Below are 23,494 nucleotides of genomic sequence, written 5' to 3'. Positions count from 1 at the left end.
AGGAGTCCAGATGAGCGCCGGGAACCCGTATGCAGTTGAGCTGAAGAACGTCAGTTTTAAACGCGGCGAGCGGGATATTTTCAAAAACATCGATATCCAGATTCCCCGTGGCAAGGTCACCGGGATCATGGGTCCGTCTGGCTGTGGCAAAACCACGCTGCTGCGTCTGATCGCGGCCGAGCTCAAGCCGAGCCAGGGCGAAGTCTGGGTCAATGGCCTGAATTTGCCGACGCTGTCGCGTAGCGAGCTGTTCGAGATGCGCAAGCAGATGGGCGTACTGTTCCAGAGTGGTGCGTTGTTTACCGATCTGGATGTGTTCGAGAACGTCGCCTTTCCGCTGCGGGTGCATACCCAGCTGCCGGAAGAGATGATTCGCGACATCGTGCTGATGAAGTTGCAGGCAGTGGGCCTGCGCGGCGCTCTGGATTTGATGCCGGATGAATTGTCGGGCGGCATGAAGCGTCGCGTGGCGTTGGCTCGGGCGATAGCTCTGGACCCGCAGATACTGATGTATGACGAACCTTTCGTCGGCCAGGACCCGATTGCCATGGGCGTTCTGGTGCGTTTGATTCGTCTGCTCAGCGATGCGTTAGCGATCACCAGTATTGTGGTGTCCCATGACCTGGCGGAAACCGCGAGCATTGCTGACTACATCTATATCGTCGGCGACACCCAGGTGCTGGGGCAGGGTACGCCGGCCGAGTTGATGGCCTCGGACAACCCACGCGTGCGTCAGTTTATGCAGGGCATTCCCGATGGCCCGGTGCCGTTTCACTTTCCTGCGGCCAATTACCGCGACGATCTTCTGGGGGAGCGCTGATGCGCAAGACATCTGTGCTCGAGCGGGTGCGCCTGTTCGGTCGCGCCGGTATTGATGTGGTGGCTACGCTTGGGCGCTCGGGGCTGTTTCTGCTGCGCGCGCTGTTTGGCCGGGGTTCGACCGGCAACAGTTTTCAGCTGTTGGTCAAGCAGCTGTATTCGGTTGGGGTGATGTCCCTGGCCATTATCGTCGTGTCCGGCATCTTTATCGGCATGGTGCTGTCGCTGCAGGGCTTCAGCATTCTGGCCAAATACGGCTCCGAACAGGCGGTCGGGCAGATGGTTGCCCTGACTCTATTGCGCGAGTTGGGGCCGGTGGTCACCGCCTTGCTGTTTGCCGGGCGCGCCGGCTCGGCGCTGACCGCGGAAATCGGCAATATGAAGTCCACCGAGCAGTTGTCGAGCCTGGCGATGATTGGCGTTGATCCGCTCAAATACATTGTCGCGCCGCGCTTGTGGGCCGGTTTTATCTCGATGCCGCTGCTGGCAATGATCTTCAGTGTGGTCGGTATCTGGGGCGGTGCGATGGTCGCCGTCGACTGGCTGGGGGTTTATGAAGGCTCGTTCTGGGCCAATATGCAAAGCAGTGTTTCGTTTCGCGAAGATGTGCTCAATGGCGTGATCAAGAGCGTGGTCTTTGCGTTTGTCGTGACCTGGATCGCCGTGTTCCAGGGCTATGACTGTGAGCCGACTTCGGAAGGGATTAGTCGTGCCACCACGAAAACCGTGGTGTACGCCTCGCTCGCCGTATTGGGGCTGGACTTTATTCTGACCGCTTTGATGTTTGGAGATTTCTGATGCAGAACCGCACGCTGGAAATTGGTGTCGGCTTGTTCCTGTTGGCCGGGTTGTTGGCCTTGTTGCTGCTGGCCTTGCGCGTCAGCGGCCTGACTGTTGGCAGCAGCGACAATACCTACAAGGTGTATGCGCACTTTGAGAATATCGCCGGTTTGACGGTCAGATCGAAAGTGACCATGGCCGGTGTGACCATCGGCAAGGTCACCGCGATTGATCTGGATCGCAACAGCTATATGGGGCGCGTCACCATGGTGCTGGATGATGCCGTGGATAACCTGCCGGCAGACTCCACCGCCTCGATTCTGACCGCGGGCCTGCTGGGCGAGAAATACATTGGGATTAGCGTGGGCGGCGAAGAAGAGGTACTGCGCGATGGTGGCACCATTCACGACACGCAGTCGTCATTGGTTCTGGAAGACCTGATTGGCAAGTTCCTGCTCAATTCGGTCAACAAAGACCAGGCTAATTAATAGAGGTACTGACTATGTTCAAAGCACTGCGTAACGGCCTGTTTATCTGTCTGGCCGCCATGTCCTTGCCGTTGCTGGCGGCTCCGGCGGCCCATGAAGTGGTGCAGCAGACCACCACCACGCTGCTGGCCGACCTCAAGGCCAACAAGGAGCAGTACCGCACCGACCCAGGTGCGTTCTACAACGCCCTGAACAGCATTCTCGGCCCGGTGGTGGATGTTGACGGCATTTCCCGTGGTGTGATGACCGTGCGTTACTCGCGTCAGGCCTCGCCGGAGCAGATGCAGCGCTTTCAGGAAAACTTCAAGCGCAGCCTGATGCAGTTCTATGGCAATGCCCTGCTCGAATACAACAACCAGGATATCCGCGTGTTGCCGGTCAGCGGCCAGCAGGACCCTGAGCGCACCTCGGTGAATATGGAAATCAAGGACGGTAAGGGTGTGGTCTATCCGCTGTCCTACACCATGGTTAATCAGGACGGCACCTGGAAGATGCGCAACGTGGTGATCAACGGTATCAACGTCGGCAAGCTGTTCCGTGACCAGTTCGCTCAGGCCATGCAGGACAATCGCAATGACCTGGACAAGGTCATCGACAACTGGACCGAGACCGTCGCCAAAGCCCGCCAAGGGACAAATGCATCGTGAGCAAGGCCAGCATCAGTGAGGCGTCGCCTGGGGTTTTTAACCTGACCGGCGTGCTCGATTACCTGAGCGCCCCGGCGCTGCGTGAGCAAGGCGCGCGCCTGCTCAAGGTCAGCCCGGCCGCTACTTGCGTGCTCGATTGCGGCGGCGTAGAGAAATCCAGCAGCGTCGGGCTGGCGCTGTTGCTGGCGTTTATGCGTGACGCCAGTGCGGCCGGCAAGACCCTGAGCGTGAGCAATCTGCCTAAGGACATGCGCGAGATCGCTGGGGTTTGCGGTTTGCTTGAAATTATTCCGCTGCAGGCCTGAGCAGGGCTTCGGTCGGCTAGGAATAATGCGGGGTTCGCAGGCGGGGGGCTTTTTTGTATGATGCTCGGCCCGCGAGCGTCTGCTCGGCAGTCGTTAATTCATGCAGTGATCGAGGTTGAGCATGCAGGCCTTAGAAGTAAAGAGTCTCCTTGAGGCTAAATTGCCAGATACCCAGGTGGAAGTTGAAGGCGAAGGCTGCAACTTTCAGCTGAACCTGATCAGTGACGAATTGGCCGCCCTTAGCCCGGTCAAGCGCCAGCAACAGATCTACGCTCACCTCAATGCCTGGATCGCCGATGGCAGCATCCACGCCGTGAGTATGAAATTCTTCAGCCGTGCCGATTGGGCCGCGCGCTCCTAAACCGAGAGAATCATGGACAAACTGATTATTACCGGCGGTGTGCGCCTCGATGGCGAAATCCGCATTTCCGGGGCGAAGAACTCTGCCCTGCCGATTCTCGCTGCCACCCTGCTCGGTGACGCGCCCGTCACCATCTGCAACCTGCCGCACCTGCACGACATCACCACCATGATCGAGCTGTTCGGTCGCATGGGTATTGAACCAATCATTGATGAAAAGCTCAGCGTCGAAGTCGACGCGCGGGCGATCAAGACCCTGGTTGCGCCCTATGAGCTGGTGAAAACCATGCGCGCCTCGATCCTGGTGCTCGGCCCGATGGTTGCGCGCTTCGGTTATGCCGAAGTGGCCCTGCCAGGTGGTTGCGCCATCGGTTCGCGTCCGGTTGACCTGCACATTCGTGGCCTGGAAGCCATGGGCGCGATCATTGATGTCGAAGCCGGTTACATCAAGGCCAAGGCGCCGGAAGGCGGCCTGCGTGGCGCGCACTTCTTCTTTGATACCGTCAGCGTGACCGGTACTGAAAACATCATGATGGCCGCCACCCTGGCCAAAGGCCGCAGCGTGCTGGAAAACGCCGCGCGCGAGCCGGAAGTGGTCGACCTGGCCAACTGCCTGATCGCCATGGGCGCGAAAATCAGCGGTGCCGGCACCGACACCATTACCATTGATGGCGTTGAGCGTCTGCACGGCGCGCGTTTCAGCGTGATGCCTGACCGTATCGAAACCGGCACCTACCTGGTGGCTGCGGCTGTTACCGGTGGCCGGGTCAAGGTCAAGGACACCGATCCGACCACCCTGGAAGCCGTGCTGTCCAAGTTGCAGGAAGCCGGTGCAGAAATCACCTGCGGCAACGACTGGATCGAGTTGAACATGCACGGCAAGCGGCCGAAAGCCGTGAACCTGCGCACCGCTCCTTACCCGGCGTTCCCCACCGATATGCAGGCGCAGTTTATTGCCCTCAATGCAATTGCCGAGGGCACCGGCACGGTGATCGAAACCGTGTTCGAAAACCGCTTTATGCACGTGCATGAAATGATTCGTATGGGCGCGCAGATCCAGGTCGAAGGCAACACCGCCATCGTCACTGGCGTCGAAACCCTCAAGGGCGCGCCAGTGATGGCCACCGACCTGCGTGCGTCGGCCAGCCTGGTGATTTCGGCGCTGGTTGCCGAGGGCGACACCCTGATCGACCGCATCTACCACATCGACCGTGGTTACGAGTGCATCGAAGAGAAGCTGCAGTTGCTGGGGGCGAAGATTCGCCGCGTGCCGGGCTAGAAAGCAGTTTCAAAACTACTGCGCTCGGTGATGCTGCGTTAAAAACAGGCTCGGAATGCTCATTTACACCAGTAAACTCCGCTTCCTCGCCTGTTTTTGCCTTGCCTGACCTACGCTCGTGACGTTTTTAAACCGCTTCTAGAAATTAGGTTTTGTAATGCTGACCATTGCCCTTTCCAAAGGCCGGATTCTCGATGACACCCTGCCGCTGCTGGCCGCGGCGGGTATCGAGCCGACCGAGAATCCGGATAAAAGCCGCAAGCTGATCATCCCCACCACCCTGGATGACGTACGTCTGCTGATCGTGCGTGCCACCGACGTGCCGACCTATGTCGAACACGGCGCCGCCGATCTCGGCGTGGCCGGTAAAGACGTGCTGATGGAATACGGCGGCCAGGGTTTGTATGAGCCGCTGGATCTGCGGATTGCCCAGTGCAAGCTGATGACTGCCGGTGCCGTCGGCGCGCCCGAGCCGAAAGGTCGGCTGCGAGTTGCCACCAAGTTCGTCAACGTGGCCAAGCGTTATTACGCCGAGCAGGGCCGTCAGGTCGATATCATCAAGCTGTATGGCTCGATGGAGCTGGCGCCGCTGGTGGGGCTGGCCGACAAGATTATCGACGTGGTCGACACCGGCAACACCCTGCGCGCAAACGGTCTGGAAGCTCAGGAGCTGATCGCGATGATCAGCTCGCGGCTGATCGTTAATAAAGCGTCGATGAAGATGCAGCACGCACGCATCCAGGCGTTGATCGACACCCTGCGCGATGCGGTTGAAGCGCGACACCCCCGCTGAGTCTGATGGCCGCCCCAGTGCGGCCTAGCCTATCCGCGTTATAGCCAAAATTCTCAGGTGCCCGCGCGGAGTGGTTGTTACTCTACGGGCGCTTGAGCATTTGCCAATTTAAGAGGCCCGCTATGACCGCTCCTATCGCTATCCGCCGACTCAATGCCGCTGACCAGGACTTTGCCCAGCATCTGGATCATCTGCTGAGTTGGGAAAGTGTTTCGGATGATGCGGTCAACCAGCGCGTGCTGGACATCATCAAGGCCGTGCGTGAGCGCGGTGATGCTGCCCTGGTCGAGTTCACCAAGCAGTTCGATGGCCTGGATGTCGCCTGCATGGCTGATCTGATTCTGCCGCGTGAGCGCCTCGAGCTGGCCCTGACCCGCATCACCCCGCAGCAACGCAGCGCCCTGGAGAAAGCCGCCGAGCGCGTGCGCAGCTACCACGAGCGGCAGAAGCAGGATTCCTGGACCTACACCGAAGCCGACGGCACGGTGTTGGGACAGAAGGTCACCCCACTGGATCGTGCCGGCCTGTATGTGCCGGGTGGCAAGGCGTCCTATCCGTCTTCGGTGCTGATGAACGCCATCCCGGCCAAGGTCGCCGGCGTGCCAGAAGTGGTGATGGTGGTGCCAACCCCGCGCGGCGAAATCAACGAGATCGTCCTGGCTGCCGCCTGCATCGCCGGCGTTGATCGGGTGTTCACCATCGGTGGCGCACAGGCTGTGGCCGCCCTGGCCTATGGCACTGAGAGCGTGCCGCCGGTGGACAAGATCGTCGGCCCCGGCAATATCTATGTCGCCACTGCCAAGCGTCATGTATTCGGCAAGGTCGGCATCGACATGATCGCCGGTCCTTCGGAGATTCTCGTGGTGTGTGACGGCCAGACCGACCCGGACTGGATCGCCATGGATCTGTTCTCCCAGGCCGAGCACGACGAAGACGCTCAGTCGATTCTAGTTAGCCCGGATGCCGCCTTCCTCGACCGCGTCGCCGAGAGCATTGCCAAGCTGCTGCCGACCCTGGAGCGCGAGACGATTGCCCGCACTTCGCTGGAAGGTCGTGGTGCGTTGATTCTGGTGGCCGATATGGCCCAGGCCATTGAAGTGGCCAACCGCATTGCCCCGGAGCACCTGGAACTGTCGGTGGAAAACCCGGAAGAGTATCTGCCGCTGATCCGTCACGCTGGCGCGATCTTTATGGGCCGCTACACCGCTGAGGCTCTGGGTGATTACTGCGCCGGGCCCAACCACGTGCTGCCGACCTCCGGTACCGCGCGCTATTCCTCGCCGCTGGGTGTGTACGACTTCCAGAAGCGCTCGTCGATCATCCATTGTTCGGCCGAGGGTGCGTCGGAGCTGGGCAAGGTTGCCAGCGTGCTGGCCCGTGGCGAGTCGCTGACCGCCCACGCCCGCAGCGCCGAGTACCGCATCAAGAACTGATGGTTGTTTTGTAGTTTTGTAGGGTGGACAACGCTTTGCTTGTCCACCGTCTTGTCCGGTGGAAAACGCTTCGCGGTTTTCCACCCTGCGCAAACCGAAGAATTCGAGGAGAGAAGGGCAGATGAGCAAATTCTGGAGCCCCTTCGTTAAAGACCTGGTGCCTTACGTGCCGGGTGAGCAGCCGAAACTGGCCAAGCTGGTCAAGCTCAACACCAATGAAAACCCCTACGGCCCGTCGCCCAAGGCCATCGCGGCCATGCAGGCCGAGGTCAATGACAACCTACGCCTGTACCCGGACCCCAACAGCGATCGCTTGAAGCAGGCTGTGGCTGATTATTACGGCGTGCAGACTGCCCAGGTATTTGTCGGTAATGGCTCCGACGAGGTGCTGGCGCATGCCTTCCACGGCCTGTTCCAGCACGGCCAGCCGCTGCTGTTTCCGGATATCAGCTACAGCTTCTATCCGGTGTACTGCGGCCTGTATGGCATCGACTCCGTGCAGGTGCCGCTGGATGAACAGTTCCAGATTCGCGTGGACGATTACGCGCGGCCCAACGGCGGCATCATCTTCCCCAACCCCAATGCTCCGACCGGCTGCCCTCTGGCGCTGGAGGCCATCGAGCGCCTGCTCCAGGCCAACCCGGATACTGTGGTGCTGGTGGATGAGGCCTATATCGATTTTGGCGGCGAGACGGCGATCAGTCTGGTGGATAAATACCCCAACCTGCTGGTCAGCCAGACCTTGTCCAAGTCACGCTCCCTGGCGGGGCTACGGGTCGGTATCGCGGTCGGCCATCCTGATCTGATCGAAGCCCTGGAGCGGATCAAGAACAGCTTCAACTCCTACCCGCTGGACCGTATGGCAATTGCTGGCGCGGCGGCGGCGTTCGAGGACCAAGCCTACTTCGAGCAGACCTGCCAGCGCGTGATCGACAGCCGTGAAGCGGTGGTGGCCGGGCTGCAGCAGCTGGGCTTTGAGGTGCTGCCATCGGCAGCGAACTTTGTGTTTGCCCGTCATCCCGGCAAGGATGCCGCGACCCTGGCAGCCGGCCTGCGTGAGCAGGGGGTGATCGTGCGTCACTTCAAGCAACAGCGCATTGCCCAGTTCCTGCGTATCACCATCGGCACGCCGGAGCAGAACCAGGCGCTGCTGGATGCGCTGCAAGACTTGTAGCTTGTAGCCCGGATGCAATCCGGGAGCGCCACTACCTGCCCCGGATTGCATCCGGGCTACGCAAAAGCCAGCGCCGCGTAAGCCGCGCTGGCTTTTTATTGCTTGCGTGTTACTCGTGGTGCGCTTCGCCGAGGAAGGTCAGCGAGGTGAATAGACCGCGCGTTTCGATATCCTTGTCGCCTTTAACCGGCAGGCTGATGGACGCGCTGATGATATTCAGCCCTTCGTTGCGCACCAGCACCTGGGCGCGGCCGTCGGCATCGGTGGTGGCGCTGACCTGGTGTGGCGCACCACGGTAGTCACCGACCAGCTCGACCCCGGCAGCCGGCTTGCCATCCACCAGTACACGCACCGCCAGCGGCTTGCCGGGGCCGACCTTGAGCGGGTCGACTTCGGGCAGGATGACCATCTTCAGCTGATCCAGCTTCGGCAGCTTGGCGCCTTCCTGGTAAATCGCCAGGCTGTACTTGTAGGTATGCAGCGATTCGGTCGAGTTTGGCACTTTACTGCGGCCCTGGTTGATCCATTGGCCGTCCGGGGTCTTCGACCAGGCGCCGTTGTCCAGTGCTACACCGAGTGCGGCCGGGGTTTTTAGTGGTTGCAGGCGGGCGTGGTCATCCAGACGCTGGACGGTGACCGGGATCATCTTACCGGCGCTGTCATAGGCCCAGGCGCCGCTGATTTTCTCGGCCTTAAAGGCGTTGTCTTCCGCACCGTGACCGTAGATGGTTTCGATATGGCCGCGGCGCTGTTCGGTCCACAGGCCGTGGGCCTGGACGTGCCCGGCGAGCAGGGCGGCGAACAATGCAGTGAGTAGGGCGGGTTTGGCTATGTGCATGGTGGGTTCCTTGTGGGTTAGAGATTGAGGGTCAGGCTGAGGCTGAGGTTGCGCGGCTCGCCGGGCATTACCCAGACGCTGTTGAAGGCGCGCTCGTAGTACTCGCGGTCGAACAGGTTGTTGAGGTTCAGGCCGATGCTCAGGTCCTCGCTGGCCTGGTAGCGGGCCAGCAGGTCGACGGTGCTGTAGGCCGGCAATTCGAAGTTGCTGCCGGCTTGCCCCGAGCGATCCCCCACATAGTTGAATGCCGCGCCGATATCCGAGCCGCGCAGGCCACCATCCTGAAACTGATAGACCGTCAGCAGGCTACCGCTGTGGCGGGCGACGCCGAGCAGCTTGCTGCCCACCGGCAGGCTGTTGTCTTCGGTGACTTCGGCATCGATATAGGCGTAGGCGCCGATGATGCGCACGGCATCACTGAGCTGGCCGCTGAACTGCATATCCAGGCCCTGACTGCGCGCCTTGCCAGCGGCGATGCTGTCGCCGGGGTTGGCCGGGTCAGCGGTCAGCACGTTTTCCTTGTCGATATGAAACAGCGCGATGGTTGCGCCCAGGCGGCTGTCGAGCAGGTCGAGCTTGAGCCCGGTCTCATAGCCCAGGCCCTTCTCCGGTTTGAACACCGTGCCCTGGCTGCTGATGCTGTTGGGCTTGAACGAGGTGGACGCGTTGGCGAAAACCCCGACCTGCGGCGTCAGCTGGTAGAGCAGACCCGTGCGGGCGGTGGCGACATCCTTGTTCTGCTCGTTGCTGACGCGCGTGCTGCGGTTCAGTGCGGTTTGTTCGAAGCGCTCGAAGCGCGCGCCGATCAAGCCACTCAGGCGCTCGCTGAAGCTGATCTGGTCCTGCAGGTTGAGGGCATAGCTCTCGGTGTGCTCAAAGAAATCGTTGGGGTTGACGATGGCCGGCTTGGCCTGGCCGTAATGCGGTTGGTAGATGTTCTGGCCGTAGCCCAGGGTGGTCGCGCTTTGTGGGTACTTCTGGCTGTTGCGGTAGTTCTCGTACTCCAGGCCAGCGAGGGTCTGGTGCTGCCAGCTGCCGAGGTTGAAGCTGCCGTGCAGCTCGGCCTGGGTAATGCTGTCGTTCCATTCGAAGCTGCGCTGGCGATAGAAGCGCGTCAGGGTGTCGCCGACCAGGCGCGACGGCTCGGAACTGTTGCCTTGCAGGCGGCCCTGGGCGTAGTGGTTGGCCAGGCGCAGCTTCCAGCTGTCATTGAGGTAATGCTCAAGGCTGACCTGCAGCATCTGGTTGTCGTTGCGGATGCTGCCGTCGTTCGGCTCGCCCATAAAGCTGGAGTCTTTCACCGCGCCCATGCGGTTGTTCACCGCCGGAATACCACGGTCGAATACAGACTCGGTGCGGCTGAATTCGCTCTCGATCAGCAGCAGGGTGTCGGGGTTCAGCTGCCAACTCAGTGAAGGGCTGACGATCTGCCGCTCGCTGCCGACATGGTCGCGAAAGCTCTGGTTGTCCTCGACCGCCAGGTTGATTCGTGACAGCAGGGTGGCGTCGTCATTCAGCGGGGTGTTGACGTCCAGGCTGCTGCGGTAGCGATCCCAGCTGCCGGCGCTGGCCTTGAGCTGGCTGAAGGCCTCGGCCTGGGGTTTCTTGCTGACGATATTGATCATGCCGCCTGGGTCGCCCCGGCCATACAGGCTGGCAGCCGGGCCTTTGAGCACCTCGATGCGTTCGATGCCGGAAGCGTCTGGCGAGCTGTAGCTGCCACGGTTGATGGCGAAGCCGTTCTTATACAGCTCGCCGGTGGTGAAGCCGCGCACGCTGTAATTGAGGAAGGTCAGGCCGCCGAAGTTGTTCTGCCTGGACACGCCGCCGGCAAAGTCCAGGGCGCGGTCGATGCGCGTGGTGCCCAGGTCATCGAGCACCTGCGCGGGCACCACGTTGATGCTCTGGGCGATCTTCTCAATCGGCGTATCGGTGCGGGTGGCGCTGGCCGAGCGGGTGGCGCGGTAGCCTTTCACGGGACCGTCCGCCTGTTCCTGGCGCGCGGTTACAGTGGTGGCAGAGAGCTCAACGGGGTTTTCTGCTGCAGCGGCAAAGGCGCTGGGAACCAGCAGGCTGGCGAGTAAGGCGTGGGCGGCGCGCAAGGGAGAGCATCCTTCAATTGAGATTTAATGTAATAACATAACATTAAATCTGAGAGGAGTTATCGCTTGCGTTGCGCAATTTGCAAAAGGAGGGGAGTCAGCTGCCGTTGACGGGCGGTCGTACGCCGATTTCTGCGCTCAGTTGCAGTGGTTTGCCGTTGCGCAGGATGTCGATGCTGATCTTCTGTCCTGGCTTGGCGCGCGCCACCTGGTTCATTGAGCGCCGGCCATCGCCGGCAGCTTCGCCATCGATGCTGAGGATCAGGTCACCTGGTTGCAGGCCGGCTTTCTGCGCCGGGCCGTCGCGGTAAATACCGGCCACCACGATGCCGGGGCGCCCGTCCATGCCGAAGGATTCAGCCAGCTCCGGGGTCAGTGGTTGCACCTCGATACCCAGCCAGCCGCGAATCACCTGGCCGTGCTCGATAATCGCCTGCATCACATCCATCGCCAGTTTCACCGGGATGGCAAAGCCGATGCCTTGCGAGCCGCCGGATTTGGAGAAGATCGCGGTGTTGATGCCGACCAGATTGCCGTAGGCATCCACCAGCGCGCCGCCGGAGTTGCCGGGGTTGATCGCCGCATCGGTCTGGATAAAGTCCTCGTAGGTGTTGAGGCCCAGCTGGTTGCGCCCGGTGGCGCTGATAATGCCCATGGTTACGGTCTGGCCGACGCCGAACGGGTTGCCGATGGCCAGGGTCACGTCACCAATACGGATATTGTCCGAGCGGCCGAGGATGATAAAGGGCAGGTCCTTCAGGTCGATCTTCAGCACCGCGAGGTCGGTCTCCGGGTCGCTGCCAATGATCCGCGCCAGGGTTTCGCGGCCATCTTTCAGGGCCACGACGATCTGATCGGCGCCAGCGACCACGTGGTTATTGGTCAGCAGGTAGCCTTCAGGGCTCATGATCACTGCCGAACCCAGGCTCGACTCCATGCGCCGCTGTTTGGGCAGGTTATCGCCGAAGAACTTGCGAAACTGTGGGTCTTCGAACAGCGGATGCGCGGCTTTGTTGACGAATTTGGTGGTGTACAGGTTGGCCACGGCAGGCGATGCGGTGGTTACCGCCTCGGCATAGGACACCGGACCTTCCTGCATGCGGCTATAGAACGGCGCCTGGCGCACGTGCACGTCCTGCCCCGGCAAGCCGACCCATTGCGGGAAATACTGCATGATCAGCAGTGCTGACAGCACGCCGACCAGCAGGGGCCAGCCGAGGAAACGCAGGGCCTTGAACATCGATCCAATCCTGAGGGTTGCCGGGGGCGGGTGCGCCCCTTAAGGTGCGCCATTATAGAGAAGCCGCTGCGAATAAAGCAGCGCCTCGCAACTGTTGATAAGGAAACCCTATGGCCATTGCCCTGGCGACCCTGGTGGAAGAAGCCGACCGCTACCTGAATGCCGCGCGCATCAGCGATTACTGCCCCAATGGCCTGCAGGTCGAAGGCCGGCCGCAGGTGCGGCGCATCGTCAGCGGGGTCACCGCCAGTCAGGCGTTGGTCGATGCCGCCGTGGAAGCCGAAGCCGATGTATTGCTGGTGCACCATGGTTACTTTTGGAAGGGCGAAAACCCCTGCATCACCGGGATGAAGCGCCGCCGCCTGCAAACCCTGCTGGCCAACGACATCAGCCTGCTGGCCTATCACCTGCCGCTGGATGTGCACGCTGAGGTGGGCAATAACGTGCAACTGGCCGCGCAGCTGGGTATTACGGTGGAAGGCCCGCTGGAGCCGGAAAATTCGCGCACCGTCGGCTTGATCGGCTCGCTGGCCGAGGCCATGAGCCCGCGCGATTTCGCCCGCCATGTGCATCAGGTGCTCGGCCGTGAGCCGCTGCTGGTCGAAGGTGAGGCGATGATTCGCCGAGTCGGTTGGTGCACCGGCGGCGGTCAGGGTTATATCGATCAGGCGATTGCCGCCGGGGTTGATCTGTACCTGACGGGCGAAGCCTCCGAGCAGACCTTCCACAGCGCCCGCGAGAACGGCATCAGCTTTATCGCCGCTGGCCACCACGCTACCGAGCGATATGGCGTGCAGGCTTTAGGTGATTATCTGGCAAGGCGCTTTGCCATTGAGCATCTGTTTATTGATTGCCCAAACCCAATCTGAGGCGCAATTACGGCCTTTCCTGCAGGTATAAAGCTAGATCGTTTCGATCTAACCTGGCTCCTGATTAGAAGAGGGTGCTGTGCTAGAGTGCGCCCTCGTCCACGGCCCGCCGGCCCAAACACATCGCATTTCGTGAGTAGCCATGCTCGATAAACTGACCCACCTGAAACAGCTGGAGGCGGAAAGTATCCACATCATTCGTGAAGTGGCCGCCGAATTCGACAACCCGGTAATGCTCTATTCCATCGGTAAAGACTCCGCCGTGATGCTGCACCTGGCACGCAAGGCGTTCTTTCCGGGCAAGCTGCCGTTCCCGGTGATGCACGTCGATACGCGCTGGAAGTTTCAGGAGATGTACAGCTTCCGCGAGAAGATGGTCAAAGAGTACGGCCTGGACCTGATCACCCACATCAACCCCGATGGTGTGGCGCAGGACATGAACCCCTTCACCTACGGCAGTGCCAAGCACACCGACGTGATGAAGACCGAGGGCCTCAAGCAGGCGCTGGACAAGTACGGCTTTGACGCCGCCTTCGGTGGCGCGCGCCGCGACGAAGAGAAGTCCCGCGCCAAGGAGCGTGTGTACTCCTTCCGCGACAGCAAGCACCGCTGGGACCCGAAGAACCAGCGCCCCGAGCTGTGGAATGTGTACAACGGCAAGGTCAAGAAGGGCGAGTCGATCCGCGTGTTCCCGCTGTCCAACTGGACCGAGCTGGACATCTGGCAGTACATCTATCTGGAACAGATCCCGATCGTGCCGCTGTATTTCGCCGCCGAGCGTGAAGTGATCGAGAAGAACGGCACGCTGATCATGATCGACGACGACCGCATCCTCGAACACCTCTCCGACGAAGAGAAAGCCCGTATCACCAAGAAGATGGTGCGTTTCCGCACCCTCGGCTGCTACCCGCTGACCGGCGCTGTGGAATCCACGGCCACCAGCCTCACTGACATCATCCAGGAAATGCTCCTGACCCGTACTTCCGAGCGTCAGGGCCGCGTCATCGACCACGATGCTGCAGGTTCCATGGAAGAGAAAAAACGTCAGGGGTACTTTTAATATGTCGCACCAATCCGATCTGATCAGCGAAGACATCCTCGCCTACCTGGCCCAGCACGAGCGCAAGGAACTGCTGCGTTTCCTTACCTGCGGCAACGTCGACGACGGCAAGAGCACCCTGATTGGCCGCCTGCTGCACGACTCGAAGATGATCTACGAAGACCATCTGGAAGCCATCACCCGCGACTCGAAGAAAGTCGGCACCACCGGTGAAGACATCGACCTGGCGCTGTTGGTTGATGGCCTGCAGGCCGAGCGCGAGCAAGGCATCACCATCGATGTGGCGTACCGTTATTTCAGTACCGCCAAGCGCAAATTCATCATCGCCGACACCCCCGGCCATGAGCAGTACACCCGCAATATGGCGACCGGTGCTTCCACCTGCGATCTGGCGATCATCCTGATTGACGCGCGCTACGGTGTGCAGACCCAGACCAAGCGCCACAGCTTTATTGCCAGCCTGCTGGGTATCAAGCATATCGTTGTGGCCATCAACAAGATGGACCTCAAGGGCTTCGATCAAGGCGTATTCGAGCAGATCAAGGCCGATTACCTGAAGTTCGCCGAAGGTATCGCGCTCAAGCCAAGCTCGTTGCACTTCGTGCCGATGTCGGCGCTGAAAGGCGACAACGTGGTCAACAAGAGCGAGCAGTCGCCTTGGTACACCGGCCAGTCGCTGATGGAAATCCTCGAAACCGTGGAAGTCGCCGGTGATCGCAACTTCACCGACCTGCGTTTCCCGGTGCAGTACGTCAACCGACCGAACCTGAACTTCCGTGGTTTCGCCGGCACCCTGGCCAGCGGCATCGTGCGCAAGGGCGATGAAGTCATCGCCCTGCCGTCGGGCAAGGGCAGCAAGGTCAAATCCATCGTCACCTTCGAAGGTGAACTGGAACAGGCCGGTCCAGGTCAGGCAATTACCATCACCCTGGAAGACGAAATCGACGTCTCCCGTGGCGACATGCTGGTGCATGCCGACAACCGTCCGCAGGTGGTCGACAGCTTCGACGCCATGCTGGTGTGGATGGCTGAAGAGCCGATGCTGCCGGGCAAGAAGTACGACATCAAACGTGCCACCAGCTATGTACCGGGCTCGATTGCCAGCATCAACCACCGCGTCGATGTGAACACTCTGGAAGAAGGCGCGGCGAGCAGCCTGCAGCTCAACGAAATCGGCCAGGTGCGCATTGCCCTGGATGCACCGATCGCGCTGGACGGCTATGCGCACAACCGCACCACCGGCTCGTTTATCGTGATTGATCGCCTGACCAACGGCACCGTCGGCGCCGGCATGATCATCGCCGAGCCAGTTGGCGCGCAGGGTTCGGGCGGCCATCACGGCAAGCTGGCGCATGTGTCTACTGACGAGCGTGCTACGCGCTTCGGCCAGCAGCCAGCGACCGTGCTGTTCAGCGGTCTGTCCGGTGCTGGCAAGAGCACCCTGGCCTACGCCGTAGAGCGCAAACTGTTCGACTCCGGTCGCGCGGTGTATGTGCTGGACGGGCAGAACCTGCGCCATGACCTGAACAAGGGGCTGCCGCAGGATCGCGCCGGGCGTACCGAGAACTGGCGCCGTGCCGCACACGTTGCGCGTCAGTTCAACGAAGCCGGCCTGCTGACCCTGGCAGCCTTCGTTGCCCCGGATGCCGAAGGCCGTGAGCAGGCCAAGGCGCTGATCGGTGCCGAACGCCTGATCACTGTCTACGTGCAGGCGTCCCCGCAGGTTTGCGCCGAGCGTGACCCGCAAGGCTTGTACGCGGCGGGTGGCGACAATATCCCGGGCGAGTCCTTCCCGTATGACGTGCCGCTGAATGCCGATCTGGTGATCGATACGCAGTCGGTGTCGGTGGATGAAGGGGTCAAGCTTGTACTGGCTCTGCTGCGTGATCGCGGCGCGATCTAAAGCCGTTGCACACTAAAAAGCCCCGCCTATTGCGGGGCTTTTTATTGCCTATTCGGTCGCCGAAACGACCGAGTCAGCGGCGTTTATTTGTTCTTCAAACCGTAGCTTTCATCGAGCATGCCTGGCACATCGGCGCTTTTCGGCGCGTAGTCCTTAGGCATTTCATGGTGGGCCGGTGCCTTGATACGTTCGCGCTTTTCACTGCTTTCATCGGCATGCAGGGTGGCGAGCAGGCGCTGGCGGGTCAGTTCGTCGAGTGCCAGGCGGTTGGCCCCGTCAGACAGGTGCTGTTGCACGTCCAGTTGAGTTTGGCTGAGCTTTTTCACCAGATTGGCGGTGGTGTTGAAATGAGTCACCACTTCGCTTTGGTAGGTATCGAAGCGTTCTTGAATTTCATCCAGCTGGCGCTGGGTGCGGCTAGGGGCTGCATTGGGCGCCAGGCGGGCAATCAGGAAGCCAATGGCAATGCCTGCTACCAGGGTAATGGCGGGTAGCAACCAGGCGGTAAGCGTCTGTTCCACGAGTCCTTCCTCTCTAAACGGCTTTGCTTTACGTTAACGGCTCGAACCTGTGCTGTATACCGCAATGCAATGCCGAGATGTGTGCGGCGGTATGGCTGTGTAGCAGCGCAGGCTGTCAGATAGACGAGTCGACCCACTGCGAGGTCACGGAGTTCCCTGTTGCTCACCCGCGAAACCCCTCTGATGATTGCCGGCCCCAGCGGCCAACTCGAAGCCCTGTGGCTGGACACCCCCGACGCCCGGGGCGTGGCGCTGATCTGCCACCCCAATCCGGTGCAGGGCGGCACCATGCTCAACAAGGTGGTCTCCACCCTGCAGCGCACTGCCCGTGACAGTGGCCTGGCCACGTTGCGCTTTAATTACCGCGGCGTCGGCGCCAGCGCCGGCAGCCACGATATGGAAAGCGGTGAGGTGGACGATGCCGAGGCCGTGGCCAACTGGCTGCGTGCGCAGCGCCCTGAATTACCGCTGACCCTGCTGGGTTTTTCCTTTGGTGGTTTTGTCGCCGCTGCCCTGGGCGCGCGTCTGGAAGCCCAGGGCGTAACGCTCGACAAGCTATTTATGGTGGCCCCGGCGGTGCATCGTCTGAGCGAAGACGTGCCCCCAGCCAGCAACTGCCCGTTGATCCTGATTCAGCCCGAAGACGATGAAGTGATCGACCCGCAGGTGGTTTACCAGTGGTCGGCGGCACTCGGGCGTGCCCATGAGCTGCTGAAAGTGGCAGAATGCGGCCACTTTTTTCACGGCAAGCTGACCGATCTCAAAGATCTACTATTGCCGCGTCTCTGATCTGATTGAGCCCCAATAAGCGAACGTTATGACCACTCGTATCCTTACCGGCATCACCACCACCGGCACGCCGCATCTGGGCAACTACGCGGGCGCGATTCGCCCGGCCATCGTTGCCAGCCGCGCCGCCGATGCGGATTCGTTCTACTTCCTGGCTGACTACCATGCGCTGATCAAATGCGACGACCCTGCGCGCATTCAGCGTTCGCGTCTGGAAATCGCCGCCACCTGGCTGGCGCTGGGTCTGGATACCGACAAGGCAACTTTCTACCGTCAGTCGGATATCCCCGAGATTCCCGAGCTGTGCTGGCTGCTTACCTGCGTCGCCGGCAAGGGCCTGCTTAACCGTGCCCACGCCTACAAGGCGTCGGTGGACAAGAACGTTGAGCAAGGCGAAGACCCGGATGCCGGTATCACCATGGGCCTGTTTAGCTACCCGGTGCTGATGGCCGCGGACATTTTGATGTTCAACGCGCACAAGGTGCCGGTTGGTCGCGACCAGATCCAGCACGTGGAAATGGCCCGTGATATTGGCCAGCGCTTCAACCACCTGTTTGGCCAAGGTAAAGAGTTGTTCACCCTGCCCGAAGCGGTGATCGAAGAAGACGTAGCGACCCTGCCAGGCCTCGACGGGCGCAAAATGAGCAAGAGCTACGACAACACCATCCCGTTGTTCGGCAGCGCCAAGCAGCTCAAGGACGCCGTTGCGCGGATTGTTACCGACTCCAAACTGCCGGGCGAGCCGAAAGACCCGGACAATTCGCACCTGTTTACCCTGTATCAGGCCTTTGCCGCACCGACCCAGCAGGCGGACTTCCGCGCTGCGCTGGAAGGCGGCATGGCTTGGGGCGAAGCCAAGCAGGCGCTGTGCAACCTGCTGGAAGCCGAGCTGGGCGAGGCGCGCGAGCGCTATCACGCACTGATCAGCAAACCGGCCGATCTGGAAGACATCCTCCTCGCTGGTGCCGCCAAGGCGCGCAAGACCGCCACGCCGTTTCTCGGTGAGCTGCGTGAGGCCGTGGGCCTGCGCTCCTTCCGCAGCCAAGCCGTCAATACGGCGGGCGAGAAGAAAAAAGCCGGCAAGAGCGCACGTTTTGTCAGCTTCCGCGACGACGACGGCAGCTTCCGCTTCCGCCTGCTGGATGCCGCCGGCGAGCAGCTGTTGCTGTCCAAGTCGTTTGCCGATGGCAAAGCGGCAGGCATGGTTAACAAGCGTCTGCAGTCCGGCGAAGCACTGGATATCCGCGAGCAGGACGGCGGCTTTGGCGTCTGGCTGGACGACGAGTGTGTGGCGCAAAGCCCGGCATTCGCTGATAGCGCCACTTGTGAGGCCGCTATCGCGCGCCTGCGCGAGGCGCTGGCTCCTCAGGAGTGACGCGCTACTAGATGGCTTTGTGGGAGGGGCTTTAGCCGCGACGCAGCGATACCGGCAGAGTGTCGCGGCTAAAGCGGGGTGCCGCCCAGCCCCTCCCACGGACCGGTACGCTGTCTATAAGCCGTTGCCAATCAACGGGGGCGTCGCTAAAGTGACGCCCCCGTTTTACTTGCCCGGCTAACGAATTTATGACGCCCCTAGAACGCTACCAGGCTGACCTTAAACGCCCTGAATTCTTCCATGATGCCGCCCAGGAAACTGCGGTGCGTCATCTGCAGCGCCTGTATGACGATCTGGTCGCCGCCGACAAGGGCAGCTCCGGCATGTTCGGCAAGCTGTTCGGCAAAAAGCCGCAGGGGCCGGTCAAGGGCCTGTACTTCTGGGGCGGCGTCGGTCGCGGCAAGACTTACCTGGTCGACACCTTCTTCGATTCGCTGCCGTTCGAGCGCAAGGTGCGCACGCACTTCCACCGCTTTATGAAGCGCGTGCACGAAGAAATGCGCACCCTTAAGGGCGAAAAAAATCCGCTCACTATCATCGGCAAGCGTTTCGCCGATGAGGCGCGGGTGATCTGCTTCGACGAATTTTTCGTCAGCGATATTACCGACGCGATGATCCTGGCGACTCTGCTTGAGGAGCTGTTCAAAAACGGCGTCAGTCTGGTTGCGACCTCCAATATCGTGCCCGACGGCCTGTACAAGGACGGCTTGCAGCGCGCGCGCTTCCTGCCGGCCATCGCCCTGCTCAAGCAGCACACCGAAATCGTCAACGTCGACAGCGGTATCGATTACCGCCTGCGCGCCCTGGAACAGGCCGAGCTGTTCCACTGGCCGCTGGATGCCGCCGCCGAGGAGAGCCTGCAGAAGAGTTTCGTCAGCCTGTTGCCCGAGCACTGCGAGGTGCAGGAAAACGAGCCGCTGATGATCGAGAACCGCGCCATCGTGGCGCGCAAGGTCGGTGACGACGTGGCCTGGTTCGACTTCCGCGAGCTGTGCGATGGCCCGCGTAGCCAGAACGACTACATCGAACTGGGCAAGATCTTCCACGCCGTATTGCTGGCTAACGTCGAGCAGATGAGCACCGCCAAGGACGATATGGCGCGGCGCTTTATCAATCTGGTGGATGAGTTCTACGACCGCAACGTCAAGCTGATCATCTCTGCCGAAGTGGAGCTGAAGGACCTCTACACCGGCGGTCGCCTGACCTTCGAGTTCCAGCGCACCCTCAGCCGTCTGCTGGAAATGCAGTCGCATGAATTTCTCGCGCGCCCGCACAAGCCCTAATCTGCGCAGTTCGCTCGCTGCCAAAGCCCGGATTAATCCGGGCTTTGTATTGATGGCCTGTTGAAGACAACCGGGCCGTCTGCACTCAGGCAGGATAAACTCTGCGCCATCGATTTATTTCAGCGGTTAGCCCTATGACGTTTGCCTCCCTCGGCCTGATCGAGCCTCTGCTACGCACCCTCGACAGCCTCGACTACAAAACCCCCACCGCCGTGCAGGCCCAGGCCATTGTGCCGGTCCTGCAGGGCCGCGACCTGATGGCTGCGGCGCAGACCGGCACCGGCAAGACCGCCGGTTTTGCCCTGCCAGTGCTGCAGCGGCTGATGATGGAAGGGCCAGAGGTAGCGAGTAATTCGGTGCGTGCGCTGGTGCTGGTGCCGACCCGTGAGCTGGCCGAGCAAGTGCTGCAGAGCTTTATCACCTACGGCCAGCACCTGCCGCTGCGCAGTTATGCGGTGTACGGCGGGGTGAGCATCAACCCGCAGATGATGAAGCTGCGTAAAGGCGTGGACGTGCTGGTGGCCACCCCAGGCCGCTTGCTCGACCTGTTCCGGCAGAACGCGGTGAAGTTCAACCAGGTGCAAACCCTGGTGCTGGATGAAGCCGACCGCATGCTCGACCTGGGTTTTGCCAACGAGTTGGACAGTGTGTTCCGCGCACTGCCGAAAAAGCGCCAGACCCTGTTGTTCTCCGCGACCTTCTCCGAAGCCATCCGCAGCATGGCCGGCGAGATGCTTAATGATCCGCTGAGCATCGAGGTCAGCCCGCGTAACGCTGCGGCCAAGTCGGTCAAGCAGTGGCTGATTCCGGTGGATAAAAAGCGCAAGAGCGAGCTGTTTCTGCACCTGTATCAGGCCAAGCGCTGGAGCCAGGCTTTGGTGTTCGTGAAAACCCGCAAAGGCGTTGATGAGCTGGAAGCCGAGCTGCAGCGCCACGGCATCAGCGCCGACTCGATCCACGGCGACAAGCCGCAGGCTACCCGCCAGCGGGCTTTGCAACGGTTCAAGGATGGCGAGGTCAAGGTACTGGTGGCCACCGATGTGGCAGCCCGTGGCCTGGATATCGACGACATGCCGCTGGTGGTCAATTTCGACCTGCCGATTGTTGCCGAAGACTATGTACACCGCATCGGCCGTACCGGCCGTGCTGGCACCACCGGCCAGGCGGTGTCGCTGGTCTGCGCCGATGAAGTGCAGCTGCTCTCGGCCATCGAAACCCTGACCCAGCAAGTGCTGCAGCGCATTGATGAGCCGGACTTTATCCCCGACCACCGCGTACCGCAGACCCTGCCCGGCGGCCAGGTGGTGAAAAAACCGAAGAAGGCCAAGAAGCCGAAAGTGGTCGGCGGCGGCAAGGGCGGCAGCCTTGGGCGCTGGATGGAGGCGGATGAGCCGGCCGCGCCGTCGGTCAAGGCGGTGCGCAAGGTGCCGAGCTTTGGCGGTAAGCCCAAGGGCGGCAGAAAGCCGTAGGGTGGACAACGCGAAGCTTGTCCACCAGATAGGCTAAATGTTTTGCGCAATCCGCCAGAGCACGCCGCTGGGGTCGATGATCACAAAGTCGCGCATGCCCCAGGGCTGATCCTGGGGTGGCACCAGGCGTACGCCGAAGCGTTCGCCAAGCTGCTCATCCAGTACCTTCTGCCACCAGGCGTCGACGTTTTCCACCAGCAGGTGCATAACGAAGTTCTCCGCCTGCTCCTTGACGTAGAAGTCCTGCAGTAGAAAGGCACAGTGATCGCCGTGGCTGAAATAGGCCAGGTCATCACCGACCCAGCCGGGTTTGAAGCCCAAGGCACGGTAGAACGCCTGACTCAAGGCGAAATCGCGGGCCGGTACGAAGGTTTTCAGTTCAACGCTTTGCAGCATCGGATGACTCCTGCACGAGTGATGTCGAACAGGCTGATAACGGTTGCGCCGGCCCTCTAACGGGGCCTGGCGAAGGGGGAGATTAACGGCTGGCCTGCGCCGCTTCCAGTTGCTTCTTGTGGGTCGCGGCGGCAGTCATGTCGTAGATCACCACGCAGATATGCTCCACATCACCCTTGGCCCCGGCTAGCGGCAGCAGGGTGACGTTCTGGTACATAAAGTCTTCCTGGCCGGTTATTGGCTGGTAGTTCTTGAAGTGCATCAGGTAGGGGTGCTGCTCCCACAGGCTGAACGCGCGGGTGCCCAGTTGCACCACGGTATCGACCTTGCGCCGTAGCCAGGTTTCGTTAATCTCCGGGAACAGGCTGAACAGGGTTTTGCCATGCACCTCGTCCGGGCCCATGCCCGAATGGTTTTCCATAAAGCTGTTCCACACTTCCACCTGGTACTGGCGGTCGAGGACGATCACCCCGACATCGATGCACTGCACGATATCGAGCAGCCAGTGCACCTCTTGAATATCTATCTGTGCGGGCATGGACGTACCGCCTAGTTCATCAGGTAGTTGATCTTGTTGGTCAGGCGCTTGATCGAGTCTTCGGTAAACAGCAGCAGCAGGTCGAAGTGGATGTTGTGCGCCTCCAGGCTGTAGCTGATTTCCACCGCCAGGGTCTTTTTCCAGCGGCGCTGATTGAGGTGAATCAGCTGCTCGATGGACGAGTGCTGGCCGAGAAGTTGCGGATGGCCCTGGGAGAAGCGCACGTCGATCTGTTCGGCAATCCCGGCCAGGCACGCGCCGATCAGGATGCTGGCCAGGTCCAGGAGCATTTCCGAGGTTTCCAGATCATCCTTCGGCTGCCAGTTGAGCAGGCGCGCCATATCGGCGACTTCCGAATCGTGGAACAGCAGCAGCGACTCACCGGCGATGCCATCGCCAATAAAGCCCTGGCATACCGCGCTCAGGCGCTCGCCGCGCATGGCATCGGTCAGGGTCATATGCAGCTCGCTGACCTCGAAGATATTCACCTGCGGCACCGGCAGTTGCACAAAGACCCCAAGCGCCTTGGCCAGCAGCGCGGCGGCGCGGCCCATGGCGACGTTGGTGACCTCGCGCAGGGCATCGCGGAAATTCACTTTCAGCTCATCAAGCACCGCCGCCTGGGCGATAGCACCGGGTGTGGCCTTGGGGTCGAACAGGCCAAGTTCGAGCAGGGTGGCGCGCAGTACCTCGGGGTCGGCGGGTTTCTTGATAAAGGCCAGGGCGCCGAGTTCCTTGACCCGGCGCAGCGCCTCCTCCTGCACGTCACCGGAAACCACCACCACCTTGCAGGCCAGGCCTTCGGCGCGCAGCGCGGCGAGGGTTTCGTAGCCATCCAGCACCGGCATGGTCAGGTCCAGCAGCATCACCTGGCCCAGCCCCTGGCGCAGCGCAGCAAGGGCTTCCTGGCCGTTGGTGGCCTGGCTGATGGTCACTGGCCATTCGGGCGGCAGGGCGCGGATCAACTGCTTGCGCGCCATGTTCGAGTCGTCGCAGACCACTAGAGGGATCACGGCTGGAGATTACCTGTGCG

At 61.0% G+C, this 23,494-nt stretch carries 24 protein-coding genes; 17 read left to right on the top strand and 7 right to left on the bottom strand.

Annotation, left to right across the window (positions count from 1 at the left end):
• Positions 1–10: 10 nt before the first annotated feature.
• From P3C18_RS10825 to hisC, 10 genes are all read left to right on the top strand, one after another.
• The gene (locus tag P3C18_RS10825; protein ID WP_275961872.1) at positions 11–820 is read left to right on the top strand and encodes an ATP-binding cassette domain-containing protein; all 810 of its coding nucleotides are present in this window, start codon (positions 11–13) and stop codon (positions 818–820) included.
• The gene (gene mlaE, locus P3C18_RS10820) at positions 820–1,617 is read left to right on the top strand and encodes a lipid asymmetry maintenance ABC transporter permease subunit MlaE (protein WP_275961871.1); all 798 of its coding nucleotides are present in this window, start codon (positions 820–822) and stop codon (positions 1,615–1,617) included. Before P3C18_RS10825 ends, mlaE begins: the two co-directional genes overlap by 1 nt.
• On the top strand, positions 1,617–2,087 hold the full coding sequence (gene mlaD / locus P3C18_RS10815) for an outer membrane lipid asymmetry maintenance protein MlaD (protein WP_160016086.1): 471 nt from the start codon (positions 1,617–1,619) through the stop codon (positions 2,085–2,087). Before mlaE ends, mlaD begins: the two co-directional genes overlap by 1 nt.
• Before the next feature lie 14 nt (positions 2,088–2,101).
• A complete protein-coding gene (locus P3C18_RS10810; RefSeq protein WP_275961870.1) occupies positions 2,102–2,734 on the top strand; it encodes an ABC transporter substrate-binding protein in 633 nt (210 codons plus the stop codon).
• The gene (locus P3C18_RS10805; protein WP_275961869.1) at positions 2,731–3,039 is read left to right on the top strand and encodes an STAS domain-containing protein; all 309 of its coding nucleotides are present in this window, start codon (positions 2,731–2,733) and stop codon (positions 3,037–3,039) included. Before P3C18_RS10810 ends, P3C18_RS10805 begins: the two co-directional genes overlap by 4 nt.
• Before the next feature lie 121 nt (positions 3,040–3,160).
• Positions 3,161–3,400 carry a BolA family protein gene (locus tag P3C18_RS10800; protein ID WP_090255487.1) on the top strand — a complete coding sequence of 80 codons (240 nt, stop codon included), beginning with the start codon at positions 3,161–3,163 and terminating at the stop codon, positions 3,398–3,400.
• Positions 3,401–3,412: 12 nt separating this feature from the next.
• On the top strand, positions 3,413–4,678 hold the full coding sequence (gene murA, locus P3C18_RS10795) for a UDP-N-acetylglucosamine 1-carboxyvinyltransferase (RefSeq protein WP_275961868.1): 1,266 nt from the start codon (positions 3,413–3,415) through the stop codon (positions 4,676–4,678).
• Positions 4,679–4,835: 157 nt separating this feature from the next.
• Positions 4,836–5,471, top strand: a complete 636-nt coding sequence (gene hisG / locus P3C18_RS10790) for an ATP phosphoribosyltransferase (protein WP_090255484.1) — start codon at positions 4,836–4,838, stop codon at positions 5,469–5,471.
• Positions 5,472–5,593: 122 nt separating this feature from the next.
• The gene (gene hisD, locus P3C18_RS10785; RefSeq protein WP_275961867.1) at positions 5,594–6,904 is read left to right on the top strand and encodes a histidinol dehydrogenase; all 1,311 of its coding nucleotides are present in this window, start codon (positions 5,594–5,596) and stop codon (positions 6,902–6,904) included.
• A gap of 121 nt (positions 6,905–7,025) precedes the next feature.
• Positions 7,026–8,078, top strand: a complete 1,053-nt coding sequence (gene hisC / locus P3C18_RS10780; protein ID WP_275961866.1) for a histidinol-phosphate transaminase — start codon at positions 7,026–7,028, stop codon at positions 8,076–8,078.
• A gap of 109 nt (positions 8,079–8,187) precedes the next feature.
• Here hisC and P3C18_RS10775 read toward each other — a convergent pair whose 3' ends face one another.
• The 3 genes from P3C18_RS10775 to algW all read right to left on the bottom strand — a co-directional run bounded on the left by P3C18_RS10775 (position 8,188) and on the right by algW (position 12,258).
• On the bottom strand, positions 8,188–8,916 hold the full coding sequence (locus P3C18_RS10775) for a DUF4198 domain-containing protein (protein ID WP_275961865.1): 729 nt from the start codon (positions 8,914–8,916) through the stop codon (positions 8,188–8,190).
• 17 nt (positions 8,917–8,933) lie between these two features.
• A complete protein-coding gene (locus P3C18_RS10770; RefSeq protein WP_275962047.1) occupies positions 8,934–10,988 on the bottom strand; it encodes a TonB-dependent siderophore receptor in 2,055 nt (684 codons plus the stop codon).
• A 127-nt stretch (positions 10,989–11,115) separates the two neighbouring features.
• Positions 11,116–12,258 carry a Do family serine endopeptidase AlgW gene (gene algW / locus P3C18_RS10765; RefSeq protein ID WP_275961864.1) on the bottom strand — a complete coding sequence of 381 codons (1,143 nt, stop codon included), beginning with the start codon at positions 12,256–12,258 and terminating at the stop codon, positions 11,116–11,118.
• A gap of 110 nt (positions 12,259–12,368) precedes the next feature.
• Here algW and P3C18_RS10760 point away from each other — a divergent pair, with 110 nt between their 5' ends.
• The 3 genes from P3C18_RS10760 (at position 12,369) to cysN (ending at position 16,090) form a co-directional block, all read left to right on the top strand.
• Positions 12,369–13,127, top strand: a complete 759-nt coding sequence (locus tag P3C18_RS10760; protein WP_275961862.1) for a Nif3-like dinuclear metal center hexameric protein — start codon at positions 12,369–12,371, stop codon at positions 13,125–13,127.
• Positions 13,128–13,269: 142 nt separating this feature from the next.
• Positions 13,270–14,187, top strand: coding sequence for a sulfate adenylyltransferase subunit CysD (cysD, locus tag P3C18_RS10755; RefSeq protein WP_275961860.1), 918 nt, complete (start codon positions 13,270–13,272; stop codon positions 14,185–14,187).
• A gap of 1 nt (position 14,188) precedes the next feature.
• The gene (cysN, locus tag P3C18_RS10750; protein ID WP_275961859.1) at positions 14,189–16,090 is read left to right on the top strand and encodes a sulfate adenylyltransferase subunit CysN; all 1,902 of its coding nucleotides are present in this window, start codon (positions 14,189–14,191) and stop codon (positions 16,088–16,090) included.
• Positions 16,091–16,173: 83 nt separating this feature from the next.
• Here the strand turns inward: cysN and P3C18_RS10745 are convergent, their stop codons facing one another.
• Positions 16,174–16,611, bottom strand: coding sequence for a DUF1043 family protein (locus tag P3C18_RS10745; RefSeq protein WP_275961857.1), 438 nt, complete (start codon positions 16,609–16,611; stop codon positions 16,174–16,176).
• Positions 16,612–16,770: 159 nt separating this feature from the next.
• On the opposite strand from P3C18_RS10745, the gene P3C18_RS10740 reads away from it, so the two are divergent.
• The 4 genes from P3C18_RS10740 to P3C18_RS10725 all read left to right on the top strand — a co-directional run bounded on the left by P3C18_RS10740 (position 16,771) and on the right by P3C18_RS10725 (position 21,527).
• Positions 16,771–17,400, top strand: a complete 630-nt coding sequence (locus P3C18_RS10740; RefSeq protein WP_275961855.1) for an alpha/beta fold hydrolase — start codon at positions 16,771–16,773, stop codon at positions 17,398–17,400.
• Between the two features lie 28 nt (positions 17,401–17,428).
• Complete coding sequence (locus P3C18_RS10735; protein WP_275961853.1) at positions 17,429–18,775, top strand: tryptophan--tRNA ligase; 1,347 nt, start codon at positions 17,429–17,431, stop codon at positions 18,773–18,775.
• Positions 18,776–18,963: 188 nt separating this feature from the next.
• Positions 18,964–20,058 (top strand): cell division protein ZapE, encoded by a 1,095-nt coding sequence (zapE, locus tag P3C18_RS10730; RefSeq protein WP_275961852.1) that lies wholly within the window; start codon positions 18,964–18,966, stop codon positions 20,056–20,058.
• A gap of 134 nt (positions 20,059–20,192) precedes the next feature.
• On the top strand, positions 20,193–21,527 hold the full coding sequence (locus P3C18_RS10725) for a DEAD/DEAH box helicase (RefSeq protein WP_275961851.1): 1,335 nt from the start codon (positions 20,193–20,195) through the stop codon (positions 21,525–21,527).
• A gap of 33 nt (positions 21,528–21,560) precedes the next feature.
• On the opposite strand, the gene P3C18_RS10720 is transcribed toward P3C18_RS10725, so the two are convergent.
• From P3C18_RS10720 to P3C18_RS10710, 3 genes are all read right to left on the bottom strand, one after another.
• The gene (locus P3C18_RS10720; protein WP_275961850.1) at positions 21,561–21,923 is read right to left on the bottom strand and encodes a VOC family protein; all 363 of its coding nucleotides are present in this window, start codon (positions 21,921–21,923) and stop codon (positions 21,561–21,563) included.
• 82 nt (positions 21,924–22,005) lie between these two features.
• The gene (locus P3C18_RS10715) at positions 22,006–22,461 is read right to left on the bottom strand and encodes a PAS domain-containing protein (protein WP_275961849.1); all 456 of its coding nucleotides are present in this window, start codon (positions 22,459–22,461) and stop codon (positions 22,006–22,008) included.
• 11 nt (positions 22,462–22,472) lie between these two features.
• Complete coding sequence (locus P3C18_RS10710; RefSeq protein WP_275961848.1) at positions 22,473–23,474, bottom strand: response regulator; 1,002 nt, start codon at positions 23,472–23,474, stop codon at positions 22,473–22,475.
• Between the last annotated feature and the right edge of the window lie 20 nt (positions 23,475–23,494).

Source organism: Pseudomonas sp. 1928-m, assembly GCF_029269135.1.
GTDB lineage: Bacteria > Pseudomonadota > Gammaproteobacteria > Pseudomonadales > Pseudomonadaceae > Aquipseudomonas.
Note: the sequence above shows the minus strand (reverse complement) of the source record. Positions and strands in the feature narration are given on the sequence as shown.

Bases quoted from the DNA above. Each gene is read 5' to 3' on its own strand.
- P3C18_RS10825 (WP_275961872.1), top strand. From the start codon at position 11: ATGAGCGCCGGGAACCCGTATGCAGTTGAGCTGAAGAACGTCAGTTTT.
- mlaE (WP_275961871.1), top strand. From the start codon at position 820: ATGCGCAAGACATCTGTGCTCGAGCGGGTGCGCCTGTTCGGTCGCGCC.
- mlaD (WP_160016086.1), top strand. From the start codon at position 1,617: ATGCAGAACCGCACGCTGGAAATTGGTGTCGGCTTGTTCCTGTTGGCC.
- P3C18_RS10810 (WP_275961870.1), top strand. From the start codon at position 2,102: ATGTTCAAAGCACTGCGTAACGGCCTGTTTATCTGTCTGGCCGCCATG.
- P3C18_RS10800 (WP_090255487.1), top strand. From the start codon at position 3,161: ATGCAGGCCTTAGAAGTAAAGAGTCTCCTTGAGGCTAAATTGCCAGAT.
- murA (WP_275961868.1), top strand. From the start codon at position 3,413: ATGGACAAACTGATTATTACCGGCGGTGTGCGCCTCGATGGCGAAATC.
- hisG (WP_090255484.1), top strand. From the start codon at position 4,836: ATGCTGACCATTGCCCTTTCCAAAGGCCGGATTCTCGATGACACCCTG.
- hisD (WP_275961867.1), top strand. From the start codon at position 5,594: ATGACCGCTCCTATCGCTATCCGCCGACTCAATGCCGCTGACCAGGAC.
- hisC (WP_275961866.1), top strand. From the start codon at position 7,026: ATGAGCAAATTCTGGAGCCCCTTCGTTAAAGACCTGGTGCCTTACGTG.
- P3C18_RS10775 (WP_275961865.1), bottom strand. From the start codon at position 8,916: ATGCACATAGCCAAACCCGCCCTACTCACTGCATTGTTCGCCGCCCTG.
- algW (WP_275961864.1), bottom strand. From the start codon at position 12,258: ATGTTCAAGGCCCTGCGTTTCCTCGGCTGGCCCCTGCTGGTCGGCGTG.
- P3C18_RS10760 (WP_275961862.1), top strand. From the start codon at position 12,369: ATGGCCATTGCCCTGGCGACCCTGGTGGAAGAAGCCGACCGCTACCTG.
- cysD (WP_275961860.1), top strand. From the start codon at position 13,270: ATGCTCGATAAACTGACCCACCTGAAACAGCTGGAGGCGGAAAGTATC.
- cysN (WP_275961859.1), top strand. From the start codon at position 14,189: ATGTCGCACCAATCCGATCTGATCAGCGAAGACATCCTCGCCTACCTG.
- P3C18_RS10735 (WP_275961853.1), top strand. From the start codon at position 17,429: ATGACCACTCGTATCCTTACCGGCATCACCACCACCGGCACGCCGCAT.
- zapE (WP_275961852.1), top strand. From the start codon at position 18,964: ATGACGCCCCTAGAACGCTACCAGGCTGACCTTAAACGCCCTGAATTC.
- P3C18_RS10725 (WP_275961851.1), top strand. From the start codon at position 20,193: ATGACGTTTGCCTCCCTCGGCCTGATCGAGCCTCTGCTACGCACCCTC.
- P3C18_RS10720 (WP_275961850.1), bottom strand. From the start codon at position 21,923: ATGCTGCAAAGCGTTGAACTGAAAACCTTCGTACCGGCCCGCGATTTC.
- P3C18_RS10715 (WP_275961849.1), bottom strand. From the start codon at position 22,461: ATGCCCGCACAGATAGATATTCAAGAGGTGCACTGGCTGCTCGATATC.